This is a genomic window from Tritonibacter sp. AK171 (assembly GCF_030127025.1).
Taxonomy (GTDB): domain Bacteria; phylum Pseudomonadota; class Alphaproteobacteria; order Rhodobacterales; family Rhodobacteraceae; genus Epibacterium; species Epibacterium mobile.
Genome location: NZ_CP126134.1, coordinates 1,474,819 through 1,494,119, shown reverse-complemented (window position 1 = coordinate 1,494,119; position 19,301 = coordinate 1,474,819). Strand labels below are relative to the sequence as shown.

Below are 19,301 nucleotides of genomic sequence, written 5' to 3'. Positions count from 1 at the left end.
TGGTATAAAACGAAAAGCGCGCCCCGAGAGGCGCGCTTTCTGCATCAGGCCTTGGCGCGCTGCACCATGCCAAAGAGGTCGCGCGGATCATCCGGATCTGCCAGCATGTCGAGATCGATGAAGTAGTCCGTGCCCTTGATGCGGTCGCGAATGTAACGCAGGGCCGAGAAATCCTCGATCGCAAAGCCGACACTGTCAAACAGCGTGATTTGACGATCACCGGTCCGGCCCGCTTTGTGACCGGAGATCACTTCCCAAAGTTCCGTCACGGCGAAATCCTCGGGCATCTGCTGGATCTCACCCTCGACGCGGGTTTGCGGCGGATATTCCACAAACACGTCCGACCGGTTGAGGATGCCGGGTGCAAGCTCGGTCTTGCCGGGGCAGTCGCCGCCGATGGCATTGATATGCACACCGCTGCCGACCATGTTGTCGGTCAGGATGGTGGCATATTGCTTGTCCGCGGTGCAGGTGGTGAGGATCTGTGCGCCCTCGATGGCCTCTTCCGGGGTTTTGCAGATGGTGACATCTACCCCCAGACCCGCGAGGTTCTGCGCGCATTTCTCGGTTGCCGCCGGGTCCTTGTCATAAAGGCGCACGGCCTTGAGACCGATGATCGCCTTCATCGCCAACGTCTGAAATTCCGACTGCGCGCCATTGCCGATCATCGCCATGGTATCCGCGCCCTTGGGGGCCAGATGCTTGGCCACCATGGCCGAGGTCGCCGCGGTGCGCAGGGCGGTGAGGATGGTCATCTCGGTCAAGAGCACCGGATAGCCGGTATAGACATCGGCGAGTAGGCCGAATGCGGTCACGGTTTGCAGCCCCTCAGACGTGTTCTTGGGGTGGCCGTTGACGTATTTGAACCCGTAAGCCTCGCCATCAGAGGTGGGCATCAGTTCGATCACACCGACGTCAGAATGGCTGGCGACACGGGGGGTTTTGTCAAACAGCTCCCAGCGTTTGAAATCGGCCTCGATATAGTCGGCCAGATCCCGCATCATATCCTCGATGCCGACATGATGAATGAGGCGCATCATATTGTCTACGCTGACAAAAGGAACAAGGGCCTTATCGGAAGGTTGGGTCATTGCATGGTCCTTTGACGGGGGCTGAGGTGAATGCCGGCGAGCATGCAGCGCACCGACCCACCGGCCGTTTCAAGTGTGGGAATAGAGAGCGGAAGCAGCTCTGCCGAGCGTTCGATCACCGCCCGCTGGTCCGGGGTCAACGCCTGTGCCGCGCGGGCGGACAGCGCCAGCACGCGCCGGTGCCCGGTCAGTTCGAAGGTATTGCCGAGAAAGTTCTGGATCTGCGCGGCAGACAGGTCGATGACGCTGCGCCCGCTTTCTTCGAGCCGCTGCCTGACCTCGGCGCGGCGGGTGGCGTCGCGGATCATGTCCAGGCAGATCAGCGCATAGTCGGTGCCGATGCCCATCAGGACATTGGTGTGATACACATCGCGCCCCTGATCGTCGCAGGCTTCGAACACCATGGGTTCGTAGTTGAAATGGGTGCAGAACCGCTCCAGCAACACCGGATCGGCGCGGTTTGATTTGACCGTATAGGCAATGCGCCCAATATGATCGAGCACCATGGCGCCGGTGCCTTCGAGTGACAGAGCGTCCTGTTCCAGGCCGGAATAATCGATCACGTCCTGAACGCGGTACTCCCGCTTCAGCATCTCGATCACGTCCCAGCGCCGCTCTCGGCGCCGGTTGGCCGCAAACATCGGGTAGACCGCCACATGACCACCGGCGTGGGTGGAGAACCAGTTGTTGGGAAAGACGGAATCCGGGGTGTCGCGGCTGGTGTCCTCGAACACATGGACCGTCACGCCTGCTTCGCGCAGCGCAGCGACCGCGCCGTCGAATTCGGCGATCGCGCGGGCGCTGATGGTGTCAGCATTGGCATCGGCCTGCGCCTGAAACGCATTGTCCCCTCGGGTTTCCGGGTTTGAGGTAAAGTGATGCGGTCTCACCATCACCACCGCCGCAGGAGCCTGAAGCATGCTCATGCGTTGTAGCTCCGGGTTGGGCGGTCAAAGACGCGACGGCCCATGGCAGACGCACAGAGATCCACCATCAGATGCGCGGTACGGCCACGCTCATCGAGGAAGGGGTTCAGTTCCACCAGATCCATCGAGGTCATCAGGCCGCTGTCATGCAGGATTTCGCAGACCAGATGGCCCTCGCGCACGGTGGCACCCCCCGGAACTGTGGTGCCAACAGCAGGTGCGACGGCGGGGTCGAGGAAATCCACATCCAATGAGACATGCAGCATGCCGTTCTGCGCGGCGACCTTTTCCAAAAAGGCGCTGAGCGGACGGGCAATCCCGTTCTCATCAATATCGCGCATGTCGTGGCGGTGAATGCCGACCTTCTCCATGGCTTCGCGTTCTGCGGTGTCCACCGAACGCAGACCGATCATGCAGACATTTTCCGGCGGCACTGGGTTGGGAACCGGCGGGAAAGTAACAAACTGTGCCTGTTTGGTGAAATAGCGCACCGGGCAGCCGTGAAGATTGCCGGAGTCGGTGCTCTCAAGTGAGTGGTAGTCGCTGTGGGCATCCAGCCAGAGCACAAACAGCGGGCGCTCTTGAGTTGCGGCGTGGTTTGCGACACCGCGCACGGTCCCCAGCGCCAAGGCATGATCGCCGCCCAAGAAAATCGGCATACCGCGTGCCATAGCGGCTTCTGCGGCTTCTGACAGGCTCTCGGTCCAAGCGCGGGTGAGGTTTGGTTCATGCAGTTTGCCCGCACCATCATCGGGTGCGTGCGGGGCAGGGGTGACGTTGCCAATGTCCTCGACCGTGTGGCCGAGGCTTTCCAATGCGCCGGCCAGCCCGGCAGTGCGATAGGCATCCGGGCCCATGAGGCAACCGGTGCGACGCTTGCCGCTGTCAACGGGTGCGCCAACGAGAATACAATGACGAGAAGACATCCGCGATCTCCTTGATTGGGGTTGGGTTTGATATTTCTCCGATTTGAGGTGGAATACAGAGAACAAATTGCTCATAAGGAGAAGAGATAACACAAAACGGAGCCGATACATGGACAAAACGGATGAACGCCTGATTGCGGCCCTGCGCCACGATGCCAGAGCCTCACTCTCCGATCTTGCCATGCAGTTGGAACTGTCGCGCACAACGGTGCGCACGCGGATCGAGCGGCTGCAATCACGCGGTGACATCCTGGGGTTCACGGTGGTTCTGAAGGAGGACGTGCTGCGCGATCCGGTCAGAGGTCTGATGATGATCGGTATTGAGGGGCGCGGGGCATCGCGCATCACAAGGCAGCTTCAGGGCCTGCCTGAAGTGCGGGCGGTCCATACCACCAACGGGCGCTGGGATCTGATTGTAGAGCTGGGGACAGAAACGCTTGAGACGCTAGATGAGGCGCTTGCGAAAATCCGTATGTTTGATGGTGTGGTGACCAGCGAAACCAATCTGTTGCTGGCCACCAAGAAAGACAGTCGCGCAGTAAGCTGACCCTCAAACTGACCCTTAGCGCGCGTGACGGGCAGCTGCGAACCACAGTGCGGCCAGACCAAGTGAGATCACCGCGTTCCAGCCCGCCATGGACAGGCCGAACATCTCCCACGGGATGTCGTCACAGCGCACGAGGGGCGCGGACATGATCTGCGACATCAGCTCATCCGCGCTGAGGTTGTCAATCGCGCCAGAGGTGCAGGTGGTCGGACCTTCCCACCATCCCTGTTCAACGCCTGCATGAAAGGCACCGATAGCGGATGTGGTTAGGGCGGCCAGTGCCCCCAGATAGGGCAAAATCGCACCGGGGATCAGGACTGCAAGAATACCGATGCCAACGGCTGCCCCATGCGGGTAGCGCTGCCAGATACAGAGTTTGCAGGGCGCAAGCTCGCCAATATACTGAAACCCAAATGCCCCAAGCAGCAGCGCTGCAGAGCCTCCAGCGGCAAGCAGGATAAGAAAACGGCTGAACGTCATAGATACCTCAGTGCAAGAAAGCCGCCAAAGAGCAGCAGACAGAAGACGGTGAACACCAGCCCCAAGCGCTTTTCAATGAAGTCACGCACCGGCGCGCCGAATTGCCACAGCAACCCTGCCACAAGGAAGAACCGCAAGGCACGAGCAAGGAGCGAGGTCGCCACAAAAGTCATGATCGGCATGCCCGTCCAGCCGGACATGATGGTGATGACCTTATAGGGAAACGGCGTCACCCCCGCGATCAGCACCGCCCAGAAGCCAAAGTCGTTAAAGCGCTCGTTGAACTCGGCCATCTTGTCGGCCTTGCCCATCGCCTCGAGGACCGGCTGGCCGATGCCCTCGTAGAAGAACGCACCAATGGCATAGCCCAATAGACCACCTGCAACGGACGCCAAAAGCGCCACAAGGGCAATGAGCCAAGCACGCGAAGGTCGTGCAAGGATCATCGGGATCATCAGCACGTCCGGCGGGATCGGAAAGACCGAGCTCTCGATAAATGCCACAATCGCCAGCCACCACAGCGCATGCGGGTGGTCGGCAAGCGCCATGGTCCGATCATAGAGGGAACGCAGCATTTTACGGAAAAGACCTCTTCAACAAGCTATTGCGTTCAGGTGGCATGTGGGCCTCACCGGGTCAACTCTCCACTTCGTGAGCATGGGGCCGGTGACAAATTTTCTTCATAAAACACTGATTTTGCCTCTGGACCTTGGGCAAAAGCAGCGATAGGAACCTCCCCATGCCCAAGTGGCGGAATGGTAGACGCAGGGGATTCAAAATCCCCCGCTGGTGACAGCGTGCCGGTTCGAGTCCGGCCTTGGGTACCATCGCAAAGCATTGCTTTCGCTTGAGAAAACCGCCGGTCGAAAGATCGGCGGTTTTTCGTTGTGTCGTGCATCTCACCCGGCCTCTTTCGGTGTTTTTTCACTCGCGTCGCTCTTGTGCGCTTCGCTCTGGGCTTTGTGTTCATAACAGCTGCTCTTAATTTCGGCGCTCGGCCCAAATGCCGAAGCCATAGAAAGCCGTTTCTGTTGGACTGAAAGGTGAGGCGGTTGCCGAAGCGGAACCGCGCTGCACGGACAGGATAGATGTAAAACTTGGCATGTGAGTTGGAACCGTCATAGGCTTGGGGTGCGACCCAATCGTTTGGCTCGGTGCGCGCTGCATTTATGGATTTTCAGTTTTCAGGGGGAACTCATGACCCGACAAATTCCTTTCATCGACATCCATACACATCTGTTCAATGGTCGATATCTGCCATTGCACGGGATACTGCGATCGTGGGGCGTGCCTCGTATTACGGCGCGCGCCCTCACGGTGCTCCTTGTGCCATTGGTTGGAAAGAGCCGCTTTGAGTACGGCCCGCAAAGTGATGACAATCAGGACGACGTCATTGCCGCCCTCGAGGAAGGGTCGGTCGGGCGCATTCATCGGACAATCTTAAAGCGTCTTGAAAAGGCGATGCGCAAGTCTGCGAAAAGCAGCCTTGACGATCAAAGCCATGTGGAAAATCTGCAAGACATGATGCTTGCTCTTGAGGATCTCTATGGCCAATACGTCAATGAGAAGAACACCTTCACTCTCTCATCCAACTTGTTGATTCAGAGAAGTTTCGAGCCAGAGAATGCGTCAGATGAGCCATCTGAACTTCTGGAGCAATTGGATGAGATATTAATGCCTGCGTTTTTGGACGCGGCGCATCATGCCGAGGGGAATGGCTACTTTGAGGGCCACGATCATGGTCATGACCCCCATAGCGCTGAAGCGGATCTTGATGGGTTTGGCAACAAGGCCTTTCCAGCGCAGCAGGCCGGAACGCTCCTTAAAATGCTGATCTTCTTCCTCAGTATGTTCCTGTCAGAACGCAACAGGTATCGGGCTCTGCAACGCGATTACGCGCGAAATAAACCGGCGGACGGATATGATCCTGAGCATTTGATTTCACTCCTGCCGGATATGCGGCGCGCTTATGAGCGCGTCATCGATGGAAGCCTGAAAAAGCCCTATTTCAGCGCCAGCACTCAGGTGGCCCGCACCGTGTCCCTTTCGAAGGAGACGGATGGGGTGATTATCCCATTTGGAACGGTGGACCCGTTTCGTGGTCATGGCTGGAAAACCAACGTGCGCCACGCGCAGAATCTTGGTGTCACACATTTCAAGATCTACCCACCAATGGGATTTCGACCGATCAGCCACTTGCACGATTCCGAAGACCCAATCTTTGCCCCAATAGAACTGTCACCAGCGCCTGAGTATCGCGAATACGTAAAGCAGATTAAGGTCAAAAATGAACCAGAAACCGAACGCGCTATGGCCGATATCATCAGGTATTTTTCCGAAAATGACCTTGGACTCTTCACCCATTGCACGCCTTTAGGCTTTGAAGCCAGAGAGGGCTTTGGCGTGAACTGTCACCCTGCTTTCTGGGCTTCGGCGATGGAGGAGTATGCAGCGACAGACCTGCGCCTGTGCCTTGGTCACGGTGGCGGAGCGACTGATGTGGATTTCGGAGGTTGGTTGGCCGAAGAAGAAGACTGGCCAAAGACAATGGCTTATCGTGGCCTGCTCATGTGCAAAACCTACCCGAATGTCTATATGGGACTTGGTTACTTGATCCCGCTGCTGAAATCGTCAGGGCGTGATAAGATCCTTAAACGGTTGAGATCTGTCTTGAAGCAAGAAGATCCAGCTTTGCGTGGTGGTCATGCGATCAAAACGAAACTTATCTTTGGAACGGATTGGTCCATGCCGCAGATGATCGGCGAGACGCGGTCTTTCCTCAATGTGTTTCTGGAGTTTTTCGAGCACCCGGACTTCCAAAACCCTGAACTGTGCATCTCAGACGCGCCTGAGCTGATCATGTCTGGAAACGCCAAAGCCTATTTGGGCATTGATTAAATCGGTTGGGTAGCTCGGGTCTTGCGGCGGGCATGCGAAGTTGCCTGCCGCTTCGGTGCGGGTCCTCGTATCGCGCTGCTGTAAATCCGAACTCGATCTGATAGCGACCTCAGGAGCATTGGAGTTTTACGGTATTCAAAATTGATCCGCGTCTAGCGAGAGGTTGCGGGGCGAGGGCACGCCGCCTGATGTGCCTATCCTATTGGTCAGGTGGATATGCTTATGCCAGCGGCAAGTTAAGTTATTCAAAATAAAAGAGGTGTATAAGTCGGGCTTGTAATGAGTAAATCTGCCCAGGAAACCTCACATGCTGAAGAACCATAGAATACGTGTCCTTGGGGTCACATTAACGCTCTGCGGTCTTGTTTCTGCACTCTTTGTCGCCCTCACCAACCTGTGGTTGGAAAACACAGGCAAGCAAGTAACCGCCGCAGGCAAGAGCCGCTACACATCCTATCTGCTTGCTGACGAATTGCGACAATCCAGCGATGATCTGACCCGCCTTGCCCGAACCTATGTCGTCACCGGGGATGCGTCCTACGAGGCGCAGTATCTGGACATTCTGGCCATCCGTAACGGTGATAAAGAACGGCCCGCGAACTATCATCAGATCTATTGGGACTTTGTCGCTGCAGATCGCGAGGTGCCCGGCGGCAGTGGTGTGACGCGGCCACTACAGGATCTGATGCGGGAAGCCGGGTTTACCGAAGAGGAATTCGACTATCTGGTTGAAGCGCAGGCCAATTCTGACGGGCTCGTAAATCTGGAAGTTCAGGCGATGAACGCTGTAAAAGGTCTCTACCCGGATGCCTCCGGCGCCTATACCGTTAAGGGCGAACCGGACATGAAACTCGCGCGGGACCTGCTGCATTCCAAGGAATATCACGCCTTTAAGGCCGATATCATGGTTCCGGTGAACAAGTTCCTGAATGCGGTCGAGGTCCGCTTTGACAAACAGCTGGCCGCGTTGACGTCAGAGTATCACCGTCTGGCCGTTCTGGCGCGCATTGCGTCGATTGTGATGATTGCCGTTGCGGCCTGTTCAGCGTGGGTCATTTTCTGGATTATGCTACGCCCCCTGCAGCAGTTGACCAGAGTTCTGGAGCGGTTTGCAGGTGGCGAAACCATCGAGGATGTACCCGGTGCGAAGCGTCACGATGAATACGGCATCCTTGCGCGCAATCTGGAGAAATCGATCCACAGCTCACAAGCCAATCGCGAACTGAGTAAATCTGTTTTGGACATCGCTCTGCACGCCCAGCAAGGCGATTTCTCGCGCCGCGCTGAGATTGAAATGGAAGATGCTCAGAGCCAGGAAATCGCGGGTGCGGTGAACGGTTTGATGGAGCAGCTTGATGCGTCGTTTGATGAGATTGCCTTTGCGCTCGAGAAAGTTGCGGCAGGGGATCTGACGCATGAGTTCTCGTCCAATCTGGAAGGTCGGTTTGGCGAGGTACTGGCCCACACTGAGGCCGCACGGGCATCGCTGGTTCAGATTGTATCGCGGGCGCGCAGCGGCGCGGATGCGTTGACGCGCCAATGTCAGCAGTTGAACGAGGCCATTGATCAGGTCGCCTTGCGCTCTGAATCCAATGCGGCGGCTTTGGAAGAGACCACCGCTGCCAGTATGGAGCTGTCCAACTCGGTGCGCATCGCAGCGGATCGCTCCAATGAGGCGCGGATGGCCACCACCTCCGCCCGCGAGGGCGCGGATCGGGCGAAGGACTTCTTCCAAGAAGTGATCAATGCAATGACAGGTATCGAGTCCTCCTCGGCTGAGATCGCGAAGATCTCTGATCTGATTGACGATATTGCGTTCCAGACCAACCTCTTGGCGTTGAACGCAGGAGTCGAGGCGGCCAGAGCAAGCGAGGCTGGACGTGGCTTTGCCGTGGTGGCCAACGAAGTGCGGGCGCTGGCACAGCGGACGTCGTCTTCTGCTGCTCAGATTAGCGAGCTGATCAAAACCAGTGGCAATCAGATCATGGAAGGCAGCAAACTTGCCCAACAAGCTGGCGAAGCGATCACCCAGATCGGGTCCGAAATTCGAAATATTTCGAGCCTTGTCGATGCGGTTGCCGATGAGGCCGAGCAGCAATCTACCCGCTTGAGCGAGGTTTCCGTTGCGCTGACCGGTCTGGATGAAAACTCGCAGCAAAACACCAGCATGGTGCATGACACGACGCGCACCACCACGGAAGTATTGAATGAGGCGAATCTGATCCAGCAGGCCGTCGCGAGCTTCCACATCAGCCATGATGCCGCGTCGACACGCACTATGCGCTTGGTGTCAGGCGGTTAATACCAAAGAAAATGGCATGCCCTTGGGAAACTGGGGGCATGCCATGCGTTTTGACTATTTTGCATGACACCCGGCGGACGCCCAGCGCAGGTGTGGCTGGTCAGTCCTCGTCATCATCAGACATGAGGTAATAGCTCAGCCCATAAAGGATAAGACCAACCGTGCTGACCCCCAGCGCGAAGGCTATGATCTGCGCAACCGTCATGACGCGAGGCTATAGGTTCTGAAACGCAATTCAAGGCGTGAGGCAGGCCTGATGTGACGGGGACATAATTGCCCCCGTATTTCTAGATGCGCGTGCCGCGATCCGGGTCGAAGAAATGCACGCGCGTAACTGGCAGGGTAATCGGTTGCACGCCGGTTCTTGCCGCTTCGTCCTTGCCCACACTCAGCGAGAAATCCTGGCCACCGAGTTTGCCGTGCAGCAAGCGATTGGCTCCAAGCTCTTCGACAATTTCGACGTTGAACAGAACAGAGCCATCACCACCGAGGTGCACATCCTCTGGCCGCAACCCCACCAGTACCTTATGGCCCATCCCTGCGGGCGCCGTGATAGGAAGCACGGTGTCCTCATTCAGTTTCAAAGCGCCGTCAAAGATCTGAGCGGTCAGGAGGTTCATAGGAGGCGCGCCCATAAAACCTGCCACAAAGGTGGAGGCAGGGTACTCATAAATCTCGGTTGGGGTGCCGATCTGCTCCACGCGCCCGGCGTTCAGGACGATAATGCGGTCGGCCATTGTCATGGCCTCAACCTGATCATGCGTGACATAGACCGAGGTCACGCCAAGGCGTTGCTGCAACGCCCGGATTTCGATTCGCATCTGGTTGCGCAGCTTGGCGTCCAAATTCGACAGCGGCTCGTCAAACAGGAACAGCTCCGGATCGCGCACGATGGCACGTCCCATGGCGACGCGCTGGCGCTGCCCGCCCGACAGCTGGCTTGGGCGACGGTCAAGATAGTCGCCGAGGTTCAGAATACGGGCGGCTTCTTGCACCTTGGCGTCGATCTCGGCCTTGGAGGCGCCGCGGTTCTTCAGCCCGTAGCCCATGTTTTTTGCAACGCTCATATGGGGATAGAGCGCGTAGTTCTGAAAAACCATCGCGATGTTGCGATCTGCCGGGTCCTTATCGTTGACCACATCCGTGCCAATCGAGAGCGCCCCATCGGTGATGTCCTCAAGTCCTGCGATCATGCGCAACAAAGTGGATTTCCCGCAGCCCGAGGGGCCGACCAGCACCACCAGCTCACCATCGGGGATCTTAACAGAGCAGGGCTGCACGGCTTCAAAGCCATTGGGATAGGTCTTGCGGACACGGTCCAGTGTTACCTGTGCCATAGGTTCAGTTCCTTATTTATCGGATTCCGTCAGGCCCTTGACGAACCAGCTCTGGAAGAAAATGACGATGAGGACGGGCGGGATCATGGCGATCAGAGAGAGCGCCAGCGCCTTGCCGTATTCGGGGATCATCGCGCCGGTCTGGCTCAGCACCTGCACGATCTGCTTGATGCCACGCACGAGGGTGAACATGCCCTCATCGGTGGTGATCAGCGTCGGCCAGAGGTACTGGTTCCAGCCGTAGACAAACATGATGATGAAGATCGCGGCGATCATGGTGCGACTCAGCGGCACCAGAATGTCGATGAAGAACTTGATCGGCCCAGCACCGTCAATGCGGGCGGCCTCCACCAGTTCTTCGGGGATCGAACGAAAGAACTGGCGGAAGAAGAACGTACCCGTCGCAGAGGCGATCAGCGGGATGATGAGGCCGCTGTACGTATTGGCAAGGCCAAGGCTCTGGATCGCCTCGTAAGAGGGCAGGATGCGCACCTCCAGCGGCAACAGCAGCGTGGTGAAGATGATCCAGAAGGCAAAAGTCGCAAACCGCAGCCGGAAATATACGATGGCATAAGCCGCCATCATGGAAATCACGATCTTGCCGATCGCAAAGCCAAAACCGAGGATCAGCGAGTTCATCAGCATCCGGGTGCCGGTGATCGCTTTGCTGAACCCGGCGGCCTCGAACATCGCGGCGTCAAAATTCTCCAGCATCTGGCCTTCAAAGCCGAACTGAAGCCCGTTGCGCACGATATCCGCGTCCTCAAAGCTGGTGGTCGTCAGCACCAGAAGCACGGGAAACAGCATCAAAAATGCCCCCGTACACAGGATCGCATGATCAAACACCTGCGACCAGCGTATGCGTTTGGTCGAACGCGAAGGTGCGGGGCTTGTGACGTGTGTTTCGGTGATATCTGTCATGATCCGTCCCCCTCAGGTGTAGTGAATCCGGCGCTCGATGAGCCGGAACTGAAACACGGTGAGCAGCAGCACCAACACCATCAGGATCACCGATTGTGCGGAGGACCCGCCCAGATCATTGCCGCGGAACCCATCGACAAAGACCTTGTAGACCAGCGTCACCGGGTTGTTGCCGGGTTCTGACCGCACCAGCGTGTCAATGATCCCGAAGGTGTCGAACAGCGCGTAAGTGATGTTGATGATGAGCAGGAAGAACGCCGTCGGCGCGAGTAGCGGAAAGGTCACGTCCCAGAAGCGCCCTGAGGCAGAGCGGTTGTCGATCAACGCGGCCTCACGCACGGATTTCGGGATCGACTGAAGCCCAGAGAGGAAGAAAATGAAATTGACCGGGATCTGCTTCCAAACCGCAACGATTACCATCGCGGTGGCGGTGGAGTTGTAATCCGCACCCAGACGGAAATCCCAGCCCAGCGCCTGAAACATCTCGGTCATCGGACCATTGCGCTGATCAAAGAACATCAACCCCAGAAACCCCGCAACCGGGGGGGCGATGGCGTAAACCCACATCAACAGCGTGCGGTAGGATTTGGCACCCTTGATGACCTTGTCGGCCTTCACAGCCAGCAGCAGGGCAATCGAAAGCGAGAAGAATGTCACCAATGCGGTGTAGATCAGGGTGAAACGCGCCACCTTGCCGTATTCGGTATTTGTCATCAGGTCGGTGTAATTCTCGACCCCGACAAAGGTTGATCCAAACCCAAACGGGTCCTGAAGGTAGAAAGACGACTGCACCGCCCATGCGGCTGGCCAGTAAAAGAAGATCGCGATGATCATCAACTGCGGCAACAGCAATGCTATGGGCAACCAGACGGTGGTAAATCCGGCACGTTTCATGAGGGGTATTCCATCGGCAAAAGAAGATGGGGCAACCCGCGTGCGCGACGCGGATTGCCCCGGATATGAGAGAGCTTAGCCTTGGGTCTTGGCAAAGCGGGCCAGCAGGTCGTTGGCTTCTTTCTCGATGTTGTTGAAGGCGTCTTCGACCGAGGTTTCACCGGTCAGGATGCGGCCATACTCGCGGTTCATCACGTCACGGATCTGAACATAAAAGCCCATGCGGTAGCCTTTGGTGTTATCACCACCGGGCAGGGACAACTGCTGGATACCAACTTCGGCGGCGGGGAAGCGATCATAGTGGCCGTCTTCTTTGGCGAGTTCATAAGCGGCTTCGGTGATCGGCACATAGCCGGTTTCTTTGTGCCAGAAGTACTGCACATCCGCAGAGGTCAGGAATTCAAAGAACTTCGCGGTGGCTTCGTTCTCCTCAGCGCTTTTGCCCGACATTGCAAAGAGGGACGCACCGCCGATGAAGGTCTGTTTGGGTTCGGTTGTCACGGCTTCCCAATACGGCAGGTAGGTTGCGGAGAATTCAAAGCCGAGGTCTTTGCTCATCAGGCCGCCGAAAGAGCCGGAGGAGCCGAGCCAGATCGCAACATCGCCATCTTCAAACGGCTTTTGGTTGTCGTCCCAGCCGGTGCCGTACCATTCAAAGAAACCACTGTCTTTCCATTCGGTCAGGGCGGTGAAATGCGCCTTGATCGCGTCGTTGTTGACGAGGATCTGAGTGCCTTCTGCGCCATCATAGCCGTTGTCGTTAGTCGCGAACGGCAGGTTGTGGCGCGACATGAAGTTCTCGGTGAAGATCCAGGGCAAATGCGACTGGCTCAGGCCGATATAGCCCGCTTCTTTCAGCGCAGGTGCGGTGACGGACTGGAACTCTTCCCAAGTTTTTGGCGGTGTGACGCCTGCTTTTTCCAGCGCATCGACGTTGTAGTACATGATCGGCGAGGAAGAGTTGAACGGCATGCCGATCATCTTGCCATCGCTATCGGCGTAGAAATAACGTACGCCGGAGATGTAATCATTGATGTCGAAGTTGACGCCATTGTCGGTCAGCAGATCCTGAACCGGGATGGTCGCGCCTTTGGCTCCGATCACGGTGGCAGCGCCAGCGTCAAACACCTGCATGATGTTGGGCTGCTCGCCGGCACGGAAAGCGGCGATGCCTGCGGTCAGAGTTTCCTCGTAGGAGCCTTTGAACACGGGGGTGATTTTGTAATCATCCTGCGAGGCATTGAAGTCTTCGGCGATCTTGTTGACCGTCTCGCCGAGCTTGCCGCCCATTGCGTGCCAGAGGGTGATTTCGGTTTCGGCAAATGCTGCGCTGGCCGAAATGGTAACAGCGACGTTCAGCGCTGCAATTTTCCAGAATGTCATCGACATCTCCTAGTCTGTGACCCCATGAACGGAGTTTGAATATGTTGTTTCAATGCCAGAGAGCTGCCACCATTCAGGAAGAGCGAATAGCAGAGCGCGGCGGCAATCAGCGCCGGTTACAATCCCCAAGCGGCCTCCGGATTGGGCATCCGTGGCGGGCTGCAGGAGTGATTCCGGCGGCATGGGTGCTGAGCTATCGGTGTTGAATAACGCTTTTATGACGCACGCTTAGGTTGCTCGTTAGCGCTATAAGCGAGTAGCGGTTGGGAATTGGGTCGCGATCGAGTTTGATGTTAAATATGCGGACTTATCGATCTTGACAGGTTTTGGACCTTTTGAAAGTTTGCGCGAAAATATCTGTTCGGGGGGGCAGGATGAGTGTGATCAACAGGGCAATGGGATTGCTCGCAGCAATAGCGTTTGCGTATGGCGCATCTGCTGATCGAGCCCGGGCCGAGGATTTCATCACCATCGGCACGGGTTCGGTCTCGGGGCTGTACTACCCGCTCGGCAATGCGATTTGCCGCCTTTTGAACAAAGACAGGCCGCGACACGGTATCCGCTGCACTGCAGATACCAGCGAGGGGTCGCTCTCTAATTTGCAGGATTTGCGCGACGGTCGGGTCGATTTTGCTCTGGTGCAATCCGACTGGCAAGCCAAGGCCTACGAGGGCACCTCACAGCTGTCGCGCGGCATTCCGTTTTCCGATCTGCGCGCAGTTTTTTCGCTGCACGAAGAAGTCTTTACCGTGGTCGCGCGCGCAGATTCCGGGATCGCGAGCTTTTCTGATCTGCGCGGAATGCGGGTGAATATCGGCAATCCCGGTTCGGGCCAGCGGGCAACGATGCTCGCATTGATGGCATCGCTTGGTTGGACAATGGAGAGTTTCTCTGAGGTTCACGAATTGTCCGCAGCAGAACAGTCCGCAGCGCTTTGCTCAGGAACCTTTGACGCAATGGTGTTTGCGGTTGGTCACCCGGCGGCATCCGTGGAGGAGGCCACAACCGCTTGCGATTCCGTATTGGTGCCGTTGGACGAGCCTGAAATTCGCGCCATGATTGCTGAAAACAAGTATTTTGAGTTCGCTCAGATCCCAGCAAATCTCTATCGCGGCAATCCGATGCCAGTGAATTCCTTTGGCTTTGCAGCAACATTGGTTACCACCCGTCAGCAGCGCTTGAAGGTGGTGCAAGAGCTTGTACGCGCGGTGTTTTCTGATCTTGATACCCTGCGCCGTGCGCATCCGGCCTTTTCCCGGCTGGAGGCCACCGCCATGGTAGAAAACGGTCAAACCGCTCCGATCCACCGCGCAGCGCGTGCGTATTATCGCTCCACTGGTTTACTGGACCGGGACGCTCAGTAGCCGGTCATTTCCAGATATCCAACGCCGCTGTGGCTGCCCGACACCTGCACTGGCCCCTCCCAATACGGTAAGCTGACCCCCATCCATGCCTGCGGGTTCAACGCATCTACGGTGATGTCTAGATCGCGTTCTGGCAAGGAAACCTGCCATGCGGTCGGGACTTGCCGCCCCTCGACCTGCGACCATGCGCGAGGCGCGGCGTTGAACGCGCCGGGGGCAAGCGGTTGGGCGGTGCCGTCTGGGTTGATCCATGTGCCAGAGGTGAAATCGCCCCGTTCCCCGCGCAAAACAAACCCCATCAGCTTGGCGCCATCATCTAAACGAAGCGAAAACCAGTCCCAGCCGTCTTGGTCCTCTGCAAGAGGTTGACTCGACCATTCGCGGTCCAGCCAAGCGGCTCCAGTGACCGCGACGGGGCCTTGGGGCAGGGTGATGGTTCCGCTCACCTCATAGGCAGGTTGCGCATAGTAGTAACTGGCCTGACCATCTGCGGATTTCACAGAATAGCCCGCATCACCGTGCAGTATCAGTGGCGCATCGGTGCGAAGGTTGAGGTGGTAAGAAAATGCCTGACCGCGCGCTTTGACGGTAAGCTCATCAAGCGTTGCATCTGATGAAGTCATCTCCCAATCGTCGATCCACGCCGAAAACGGCGCGGCGCTGACGCCTGCCTGACCGGTGCCGCCCCGACCGATGCGCTCTGCAAACTGGTGATCGGATTTGGTGGTGACCGCGGCATGACCCATCCAGATTTGCGGACTTTGCCAGCCATCGGCCTCGCTGGGGGCAAGAGCAGATCGAAACAAGGTCCACTGAATGCCGAGATCTTCGCCCTCTGCGGTCTGAAGGTTCGCGGTCAGATACCACCATTCGATCCGGTAATCCGCGTGTGCCGCGTGATCTTTAGGAAAGATCAAATCAACACCGGGCCGGGGCGCGGTAAAGCCCTCAGCCGTACTGCCAAGATTGGCAAACCCCTGTGCCCACGCGCCAAGCGGTGCCAACGCGAGCGTTGTGATTGCGATTATTCTACCGGGGCGCAGGAGGTTAGCGATCACTGGCAAATACTCCAAGCAAGGTGGCAGGTGACATCCGCACCAGACGCAACGCAGGCAGCAGACTTGCCAGCGCCGCCACAACCAGCGTCATTGCAAACAAGCGCCCCCATTCCATCGGGAAGAGATACATCGGCAAGCGCCAGCCGAAGGCTTCCACATTGATGACGGCCAGAAGTGCCCAAGCCAGAAGCAACCCGAGGGGGAGGGCCAGCACAAATGTCACCACCGCAAAGGCGAGGCTGCGCATCAGTTCGAGCCTGGCCAATTGCGGTCGGGTGATGCCCATGGCCCAGACCGGGGCAAGATGGGGCAGCCGCTTGCTCCATTGGCTGAGAAAGCTCGTGAGGAGGGCAAACCCCGCAACCCCCAGCGTCAGGATGTTGAGCGCGCCAGTGACAACAAATGTGCGATCAAAAATTGCCACAGAAGCCTTTTGGATCATCTCAGCCTCGACCACTTTGTCACTGGTGAGGTTCAGATCTTGCCGCAGTCGCTGCATCAGATCTGCGGTGGAGACACCCGGAGGCGCGACCACTCCGACCCGCGACACGGTGATGCCGGAGGCCCGGGCCTGTAAGGTCGAGAGCGCCACAACGGCCTGACCATCTGGATTGCCATAGTCTGGGTAGACCCCGGCAATCTGGGTGGTCCAGTCTGGCGTGAGGGCGATGTGACCCCCGGTCTGCAGACCCTCTCGACGTGCAAGCTGCTCGCTGATCAAAACCGCGCCCTCATCGTAAATCTGGTCCCATACCCGCGCCTCCGCCTCAAGCAGTGGCCAATGCGTACGGTAGAGCGGATCATCAATGATGCCGTAGATGCGCAGGGGGGCTGAGGTCGTACGGCTGTCGATGCGGTGTTGCGGCAGCGCGCGCGCATCGTTTTGCATCGCCCACTCCATGATCTGATTGGCCGTTGTCGCAGATGTGACCTCGACATAAGCATCCGCAGGCAGGCGCTGTTCGATCCAGTCAAGAAACGTCAGGCGGAAGCTCGATACCATTGTGCCAACGCCGATATTGGTGGCGACCGCGAGAAGTAGCGCCATCAGCGATAGGGATATCCCCGGCAGTTGCAGTCGGCTGTCGGCCACCAGCCAGCGCCAAAGAGGCGCGCGCGCCACTCCCAGCAAGGCGCTGGACACTGCAAACAGGATCGGGGGCAGCAGGAGGGCCGCGCCGAGGAGGGTGCCGCCGAGAAAGGCAAAACCTCCGATCAGCCCCGGCACCAGTTTCAGGGCAAGATAACCGGCGGCGATCAACGCAACTGATGCGCCGAGAAAGATCCGTTGACTGCGCCAAGTCATGCGCGCGCTTGCAACCGGGGAACGGGAGAGCGCGTTCGCCATCCTGCGCAGGGCAACAAACGCCTGCGCCCCGGCGGCCCCGGTGCCCAGCGTGGTCATCACCAACCCGGAGATCACCCACGTGGGGCGCAGGGTCAGGCTGCCCTCGACGGGAGCACCATACAGCCCGCGCAAGGTGGCGCTGACGTCCGGCAGCAAAAGGGCCGCCAACGCATAGCCAATCACCAGACCCAACACACCTGAAACCAGCGCGAGGATGAGCAGTTCCAGAAACAGCGCTTGTAACAGTGTCGCGGTTGAAATGCCGAGACAACGCAGGGTGCGGATCGTTCCCCGGCGCTGCTCGATGCCCAATGTGACACTGCCTTGCACGATAAACAGACCGACGCAGAAGGAGAGAAAGCCAAATGCGGTGAGATTGAGGTGAAAGCTGCGCGTCAGGCGCTGCGGGTCCGCGATCGCGCCATCCGGGTTTTGTGATTGCCGCAGTTCCGGTACAATCTCGGCGAGGTCTGGCAGCCCCTTTGGTTGATCGGGCAGGATCAAAATACGCGAGAGCTGCCCAGGCTGATCAAGCAACCTTTCGGCAAGCGACAGGTCTGCCAGAACGACGCGTGGTGGCAACTGTGGCAATGCGATCGTGCGCTCAAACGCCATGAGGTCGGGCAGGGTGGTCGGGTGGGCGAATATATACCCCGGTGGTGTCAACACATCGGACAGATCCAATCCGCGCGCGCTGGCAGCCTGAAACATCGCAGGCGCGCCGGGGTAGCTTAAGGCGTCGACGCCCAGCAGGGTGAGCGCGTTTTGATTGGCCTGCCATGTTCCTTCCAACACGGGCGAAACTTGCCAACCCGCGCGGCGCAAACGCGCATAGGTTTCAACCGGGATCGTTCCTTCGGGAGAAGTGAGCGCCGTCAATTGCGCCGCGCCAAGCTGCTCAACAGCGCGGGCGTAAGAGGCGCGCGCCTCGGAGTTGATCGCCTGTACTGCAGACCAAAGCGCGGTGGCCAAGGCGAGCCCCGCGATCAGCAACAATAATTGCAGCGGGGCGCGTCGCCAGTGGCTGAGAAAGCAATAAAGCGCGTGCTTCATGTGGACTGCACCCGGACCTGCCCGCCGCTCAGATGCAGATGGCGGGCGCAACGTGCGGCGATAGCGGCGGAGTGGGTCACGAGAAACAGCGCACAGCCCGTGTCCTGAACCAGATCCAGCATCAGGCGCAGAACCTCGGCGCTGGCGGTTTCATCCAGATTGCCGGTCGGCTCATCCGCGAGCAATAGATCTGGGCGCAAGGCAAGTGCGCGTGCAATCGCCACGCGTTGTTGCTGCCCGCCGGAGATTTGCTCCGGGTAGCGCTCTACCAGTTCCGATAGGCCAAGGCGGGCAGTGACCTCTTCTATCCAGCTTGCATCAAAACGCTGCCCCAGTTTGGCATGAAGGGCGATATTGTCGGCCACCGAAAGTGCCGGCACGAGATTGAATTGTTGAAACACCAATGCAATGTGACTGCGGCGCAATTGCGATGCGGCCTTGTCGCTCAGGGCGGTGATGTCTTGGCCGTCAAATTCGATACTCCCACGCAGGGGGTGATCCAGCGCTGCCAGCATATGTAGCAACGTGCTTTTGCCTGATCCACTCTCACCGGTCAGGGCGACACTTTCACCACGCGTAACCTCAAAGGACACATCCCTCAGCACATCCCGGGTACCGCCGGGGTGGCGGTGGGTCACGCCTTTTACAGTCAAAAGCATCAGAATGTCCCTTAAACCAATATCTTGTCTCATGGATGTAATGCAGACGTTGCACGATCAAGCCCTGATTTCTAAGCTGCGCCATAGTGCCGCCATCCTGTCCGACCAAAGGAA

General features: G+C 57.9%; 16 protein-coding genes and 1 tRNA gene. 5 read left to right on the top strand and 12 right to left on the bottom strand.

The window, feature by feature from the left end; all coding sequences use genetic code 11:
- Positions 1-44: 44 nt before the first annotated feature.
- Genes ocd through rocF form a run of 3 tightly spaced genes read right to left on the bottom strand, consistent with a single transcriptional unit; the run spans position 45 to position 2,943 of the window.
- Positions 45-1,091 carry an ornithine cyclodeaminase gene (gene ocd / locus QNI81_RS07100; protein ID WP_283967807.1) on the bottom strand — a complete coding sequence of 349 codons (1,047 nt, stop codon included), beginning with the start codon at positions 1,089-1,091 and terminating at the stop codon, positions 45-47.
- Positions 1,088-2,017: a citrulline utilization hydrolase CtlX gene (gene ctlX / locus QNI81_RS07095; RefSeq protein ID WP_126137043.1), complete on the bottom strand. Its 930-nt coding sequence runs from the start codon at positions 2,015-2,017 to the stop codon at positions 1,088-1,090. Before ctlX ends, ocd begins: the two co-directional genes overlap by 4 nt.
- The gene (rocF, locus tag QNI81_RS07090; protein WP_283967806.1) at positions 2,014-2,943 is read right to left on the bottom strand and encodes an arginase; all 930 of its coding nucleotides are present in this window, start codon (positions 2,941-2,943) and stop codon (positions 2,014-2,016) included. Before rocF ends, ctlX begins: the two co-directional genes overlap by 4 nt.
- Before the next feature lie 109 nt (positions 2,944-3,052).
- Between rocF and QNI81_RS07085 the strand changes: the two genes are divergently transcribed.
- Positions 3,053-3,490 carry an Lrp/AsnC family transcriptional regulator gene (locus QNI81_RS07085; RefSeq protein WP_005635517.1) on the top strand — a complete coding sequence of 146 codons (438 nt, stop codon included), beginning with the start codon at positions 3,053-3,055 and terminating at the stop codon, positions 3,488-3,490.
- 15 nt (positions 3,491-3,505) lie between these two features.
- Here QNI81_RS07085 and QNI81_RS07080 read toward each other — a convergent pair whose 3' ends face one another.
- Positions 3,506-3,970: a disulfide bond formation protein B gene (locus QNI81_RS07080; RefSeq protein WP_009179123.1), complete on the bottom strand. Its 465-nt coding sequence runs from the start codon at positions 3,968-3,970 to the stop codon at positions 3,506-3,508.
- Positions 3,967-4,545, bottom strand: a complete 579-nt coding sequence (locus tag QNI81_RS07075; RefSeq protein WP_009178739.1) for a YqaA family protein — start codon at positions 4,543-4,545, stop codon at positions 3,967-3,969. Before QNI81_RS07075 ends, QNI81_RS07080 begins: the two co-directional genes overlap by 4 nt.
- Positions 4,546-4,711: 166 nt before the next feature.
- On the opposite strand from QNI81_RS07075, the gene QNI81_RS07070 reads away from it, so the two are divergent.
- The 3 genes from QNI81_RS07070 to QNI81_RS07060 all read left to right on the top strand — a co-directional run bounded on the left by QNI81_RS07070 (position 4,712) and on the right by QNI81_RS07060 (position 9,170).
- Positions 4,712-4,797: transfer RNA gene (locus tag QNI81_RS07070), tRNA-Leu, on the top strand.
- Between the two features lie 370 nt (positions 4,798-5,167).
- Positions 5,168-6,868, top strand: a complete 1,701-nt coding sequence (locus tag QNI81_RS07065) for an amidohydrolase family protein (protein WP_283967805.1) — start codon at positions 5,168-5,170, stop codon at positions 6,866-6,868.
- Between the two features lie 307 nt (positions 6,869-7,175).
- Positions 7,176-9,170, top strand: a complete 1,995-nt coding sequence (locus QNI81_RS07060) for a methyl-accepting chemotaxis protein (RefSeq protein ID WP_283967804.1) — start codon at positions 7,176-7,178, stop codon at positions 9,168-9,170.
- A 287-nt stretch (positions 9,171-9,457) separates the two neighbouring features.
- Here the strand turns inward: QNI81_RS07060 and ugpC are convergent, their stop codons facing one another.
- From ugpC to QNI81_RS07040, 4 genes are all read right to left on the bottom strand, one after another.
- Positions 9,458-10,507 (bottom strand): sn-glycerol-3-phosphate ABC transporter ATP-binding protein UgpC, encoded by a 1,050-nt coding sequence (gene ugpC, locus QNI81_RS07055; protein WP_283967803.1) that lies wholly within the window; start codon positions 10,505-10,507, stop codon positions 9,458-9,460.
- 12 nt (positions 10,508-10,519) lie between these two features.
- Positions 10,520-11,428 carry an ABC transporter permease subunit gene (locus QNI81_RS07050; protein ID WP_283967802.1) on the bottom strand — a complete coding sequence of 303 codons (909 nt, stop codon included), beginning with the start codon at positions 11,426-11,428 and terminating at the stop codon, positions 10,520-10,522.
- Between the two features lie 12 nt (positions 11,429-11,440).
- Entirely contained in the window at positions 11,441-12,322 is an 882-nt protein-coding gene (locus QNI81_RS07045; protein ID WP_009179160.1) for an ABC transporter permease subunit, read from the bottom strand.
- Between the two features lie 75 nt (positions 12,323-12,397).
- Positions 12,398-13,705, bottom strand: coding sequence for an extracellular solute-binding protein (locus tag QNI81_RS07040; RefSeq protein WP_283967801.1), 1,308 nt, complete (start codon positions 13,703-13,705; stop codon positions 12,398-12,400).
- A gap of 374 nt (positions 13,706-14,079) precedes the next feature.
- Between QNI81_RS07040 and QNI81_RS07035 the strand changes: the two genes are divergently transcribed.
- On the top strand, positions 14,080-15,069 hold the full coding sequence (locus QNI81_RS07035; protein WP_283967800.1) for a TAXI family TRAP transporter solute-binding subunit: 990 nt from the start codon (positions 14,080-14,082) through the stop codon (positions 15,067-15,069).
- Here QNI81_RS07035 and QNI81_RS07030 read toward each other — a convergent pair.
- From QNI81_RS07030 to QNI81_RS07020, 3 genes are read right to left on the bottom strand one after another with little or no spacing between them, the layout of a single operon-like run.
- Positions 15,063-16,127 (bottom strand): lipocalin-like domain-containing protein, encoded by a 1,065-nt coding sequence (locus QNI81_RS07030; RefSeq protein ID WP_283967799.1) that lies wholly within the window; start codon positions 16,125-16,127, stop codon positions 15,063-15,065. The genes QNI81_RS07035 and QNI81_RS07030 overlap by 7 nt on opposite strands.
- Positions 16,117-18,528, bottom strand: a complete 2,412-nt coding sequence (locus tag QNI81_RS07025) for an FtsX-like permease family protein (RefSeq protein ID WP_283967798.1) — start codon at positions 18,526-18,528, stop codon at positions 16,117-16,119. Before QNI81_RS07025 ends, QNI81_RS07030 begins: the two co-directional genes overlap by 11 nt.
- The gene (locus QNI81_RS07020) at positions 18,525-19,187 is read right to left on the bottom strand and encodes an ABC transporter ATP-binding protein (protein WP_283967797.1); all 663 of its coding nucleotides are present in this window, start codon (positions 19,185-19,187) and stop codon (positions 18,525-18,527) included. The genes QNI81_RS07025 and QNI81_RS07020 overlap by 4 nt, the downstream gene beginning before the upstream one ends.
- Positions 19,188-19,301 lie beyond the last annotated feature (114 nt).

Bases quoted from the DNA above. Each gene is read 5' to 3' on its own strand.
- ocd (WP_283967807.1), bottom strand. From the start codon at position 1,091: ATGACCCAACCTTCCGATAAGGCCCTTGTTCCTTTTGTCAGCGTAGAC.
- ctlX (WP_126137043.1), bottom strand. From the start codon at position 2,017: ATGAGCATGCTTCAGGCTCCTGCGGCGGTGGTGATGGTGAGACCGCAT.
- rocF (WP_283967806.1), bottom strand. From the start codon at position 2,943: ATGTCTTCTCGTCATTGTATTCTCGTTGGCGCACCCGTTGACAGCGGC.
- QNI81_RS07085 (WP_005635517.1), top strand. From the start codon at position 3,053: ATGGACAAAACGGATGAACGCCTGATTGCGGCCCTGCGCCACGATGCC.
- QNI81_RS07080 (WP_009179123.1), bottom strand. From the start codon at position 3,970: ATGACGTTCAGCCGTTTTCTTATCCTGCTTGCCGCTGGAGGCTCTGCA.
- QNI81_RS07075 (WP_009178739.1), bottom strand. From the start codon at position 4,545: ATGCTGCGTTCCCTCTATGATCGGACCATGGCGCTTGCCGACCACCCG.
- QNI81_RS07065 (WP_283967805.1), top strand. From the start codon at position 5,168: ATGACCCGACAAATTCCTTTCATCGACATCCATACACATCTGTTCAAT.
- QNI81_RS07060 (WP_283967804.1), top strand. From the start codon at position 7,176: ATGCTGAAGAACCATAGAATACGTGTCCTTGGGGTCACATTAACGCTC.
- ugpC (WP_283967803.1), bottom strand. From the start codon at position 10,507: ATGGCACAGGTAACACTGGACCGTGTCCGCAAGACCTATCCCAATGGC.
- QNI81_RS07050 (WP_283967802.1), bottom strand. From the start codon at position 11,428: ATGACAGATATCACCGAAACACACGTCACAAGCCCCGCACCTTCGCGT.
- QNI81_RS07045 (WP_009179160.1), bottom strand. From the start codon at position 12,322: ATGAAACGTGCCGGATTTACCACCGTCTGGTTGCCCATAGCATTGCTG.
- QNI81_RS07040 (WP_283967801.1), bottom strand. From the start codon at position 13,705: ATGACATTCTGGAAAATTGCAGCGCTGAACGTCGCTGTTACCATTTCG.
- QNI81_RS07035 (WP_283967800.1), top strand. From the start codon at position 14,080: ATGAGTGTGATCAACAGGGCAATGGGATTGCTCGCAGCAATAGCGTTT.
- QNI81_RS07025 (WP_283967798.1), bottom strand. From the start codon at position 18,528: ATGAAGCACGCGCTTTATTGCTTTCTCAGCCACTGGCGACGCGCCCCG.
- QNI81_RS07020 (WP_283967797.1), bottom strand. From the start codon at position 19,187: ATGCTTTTGACTGTAAAAGGCGTGACCCACCGCCACCCCGGCGGTACC.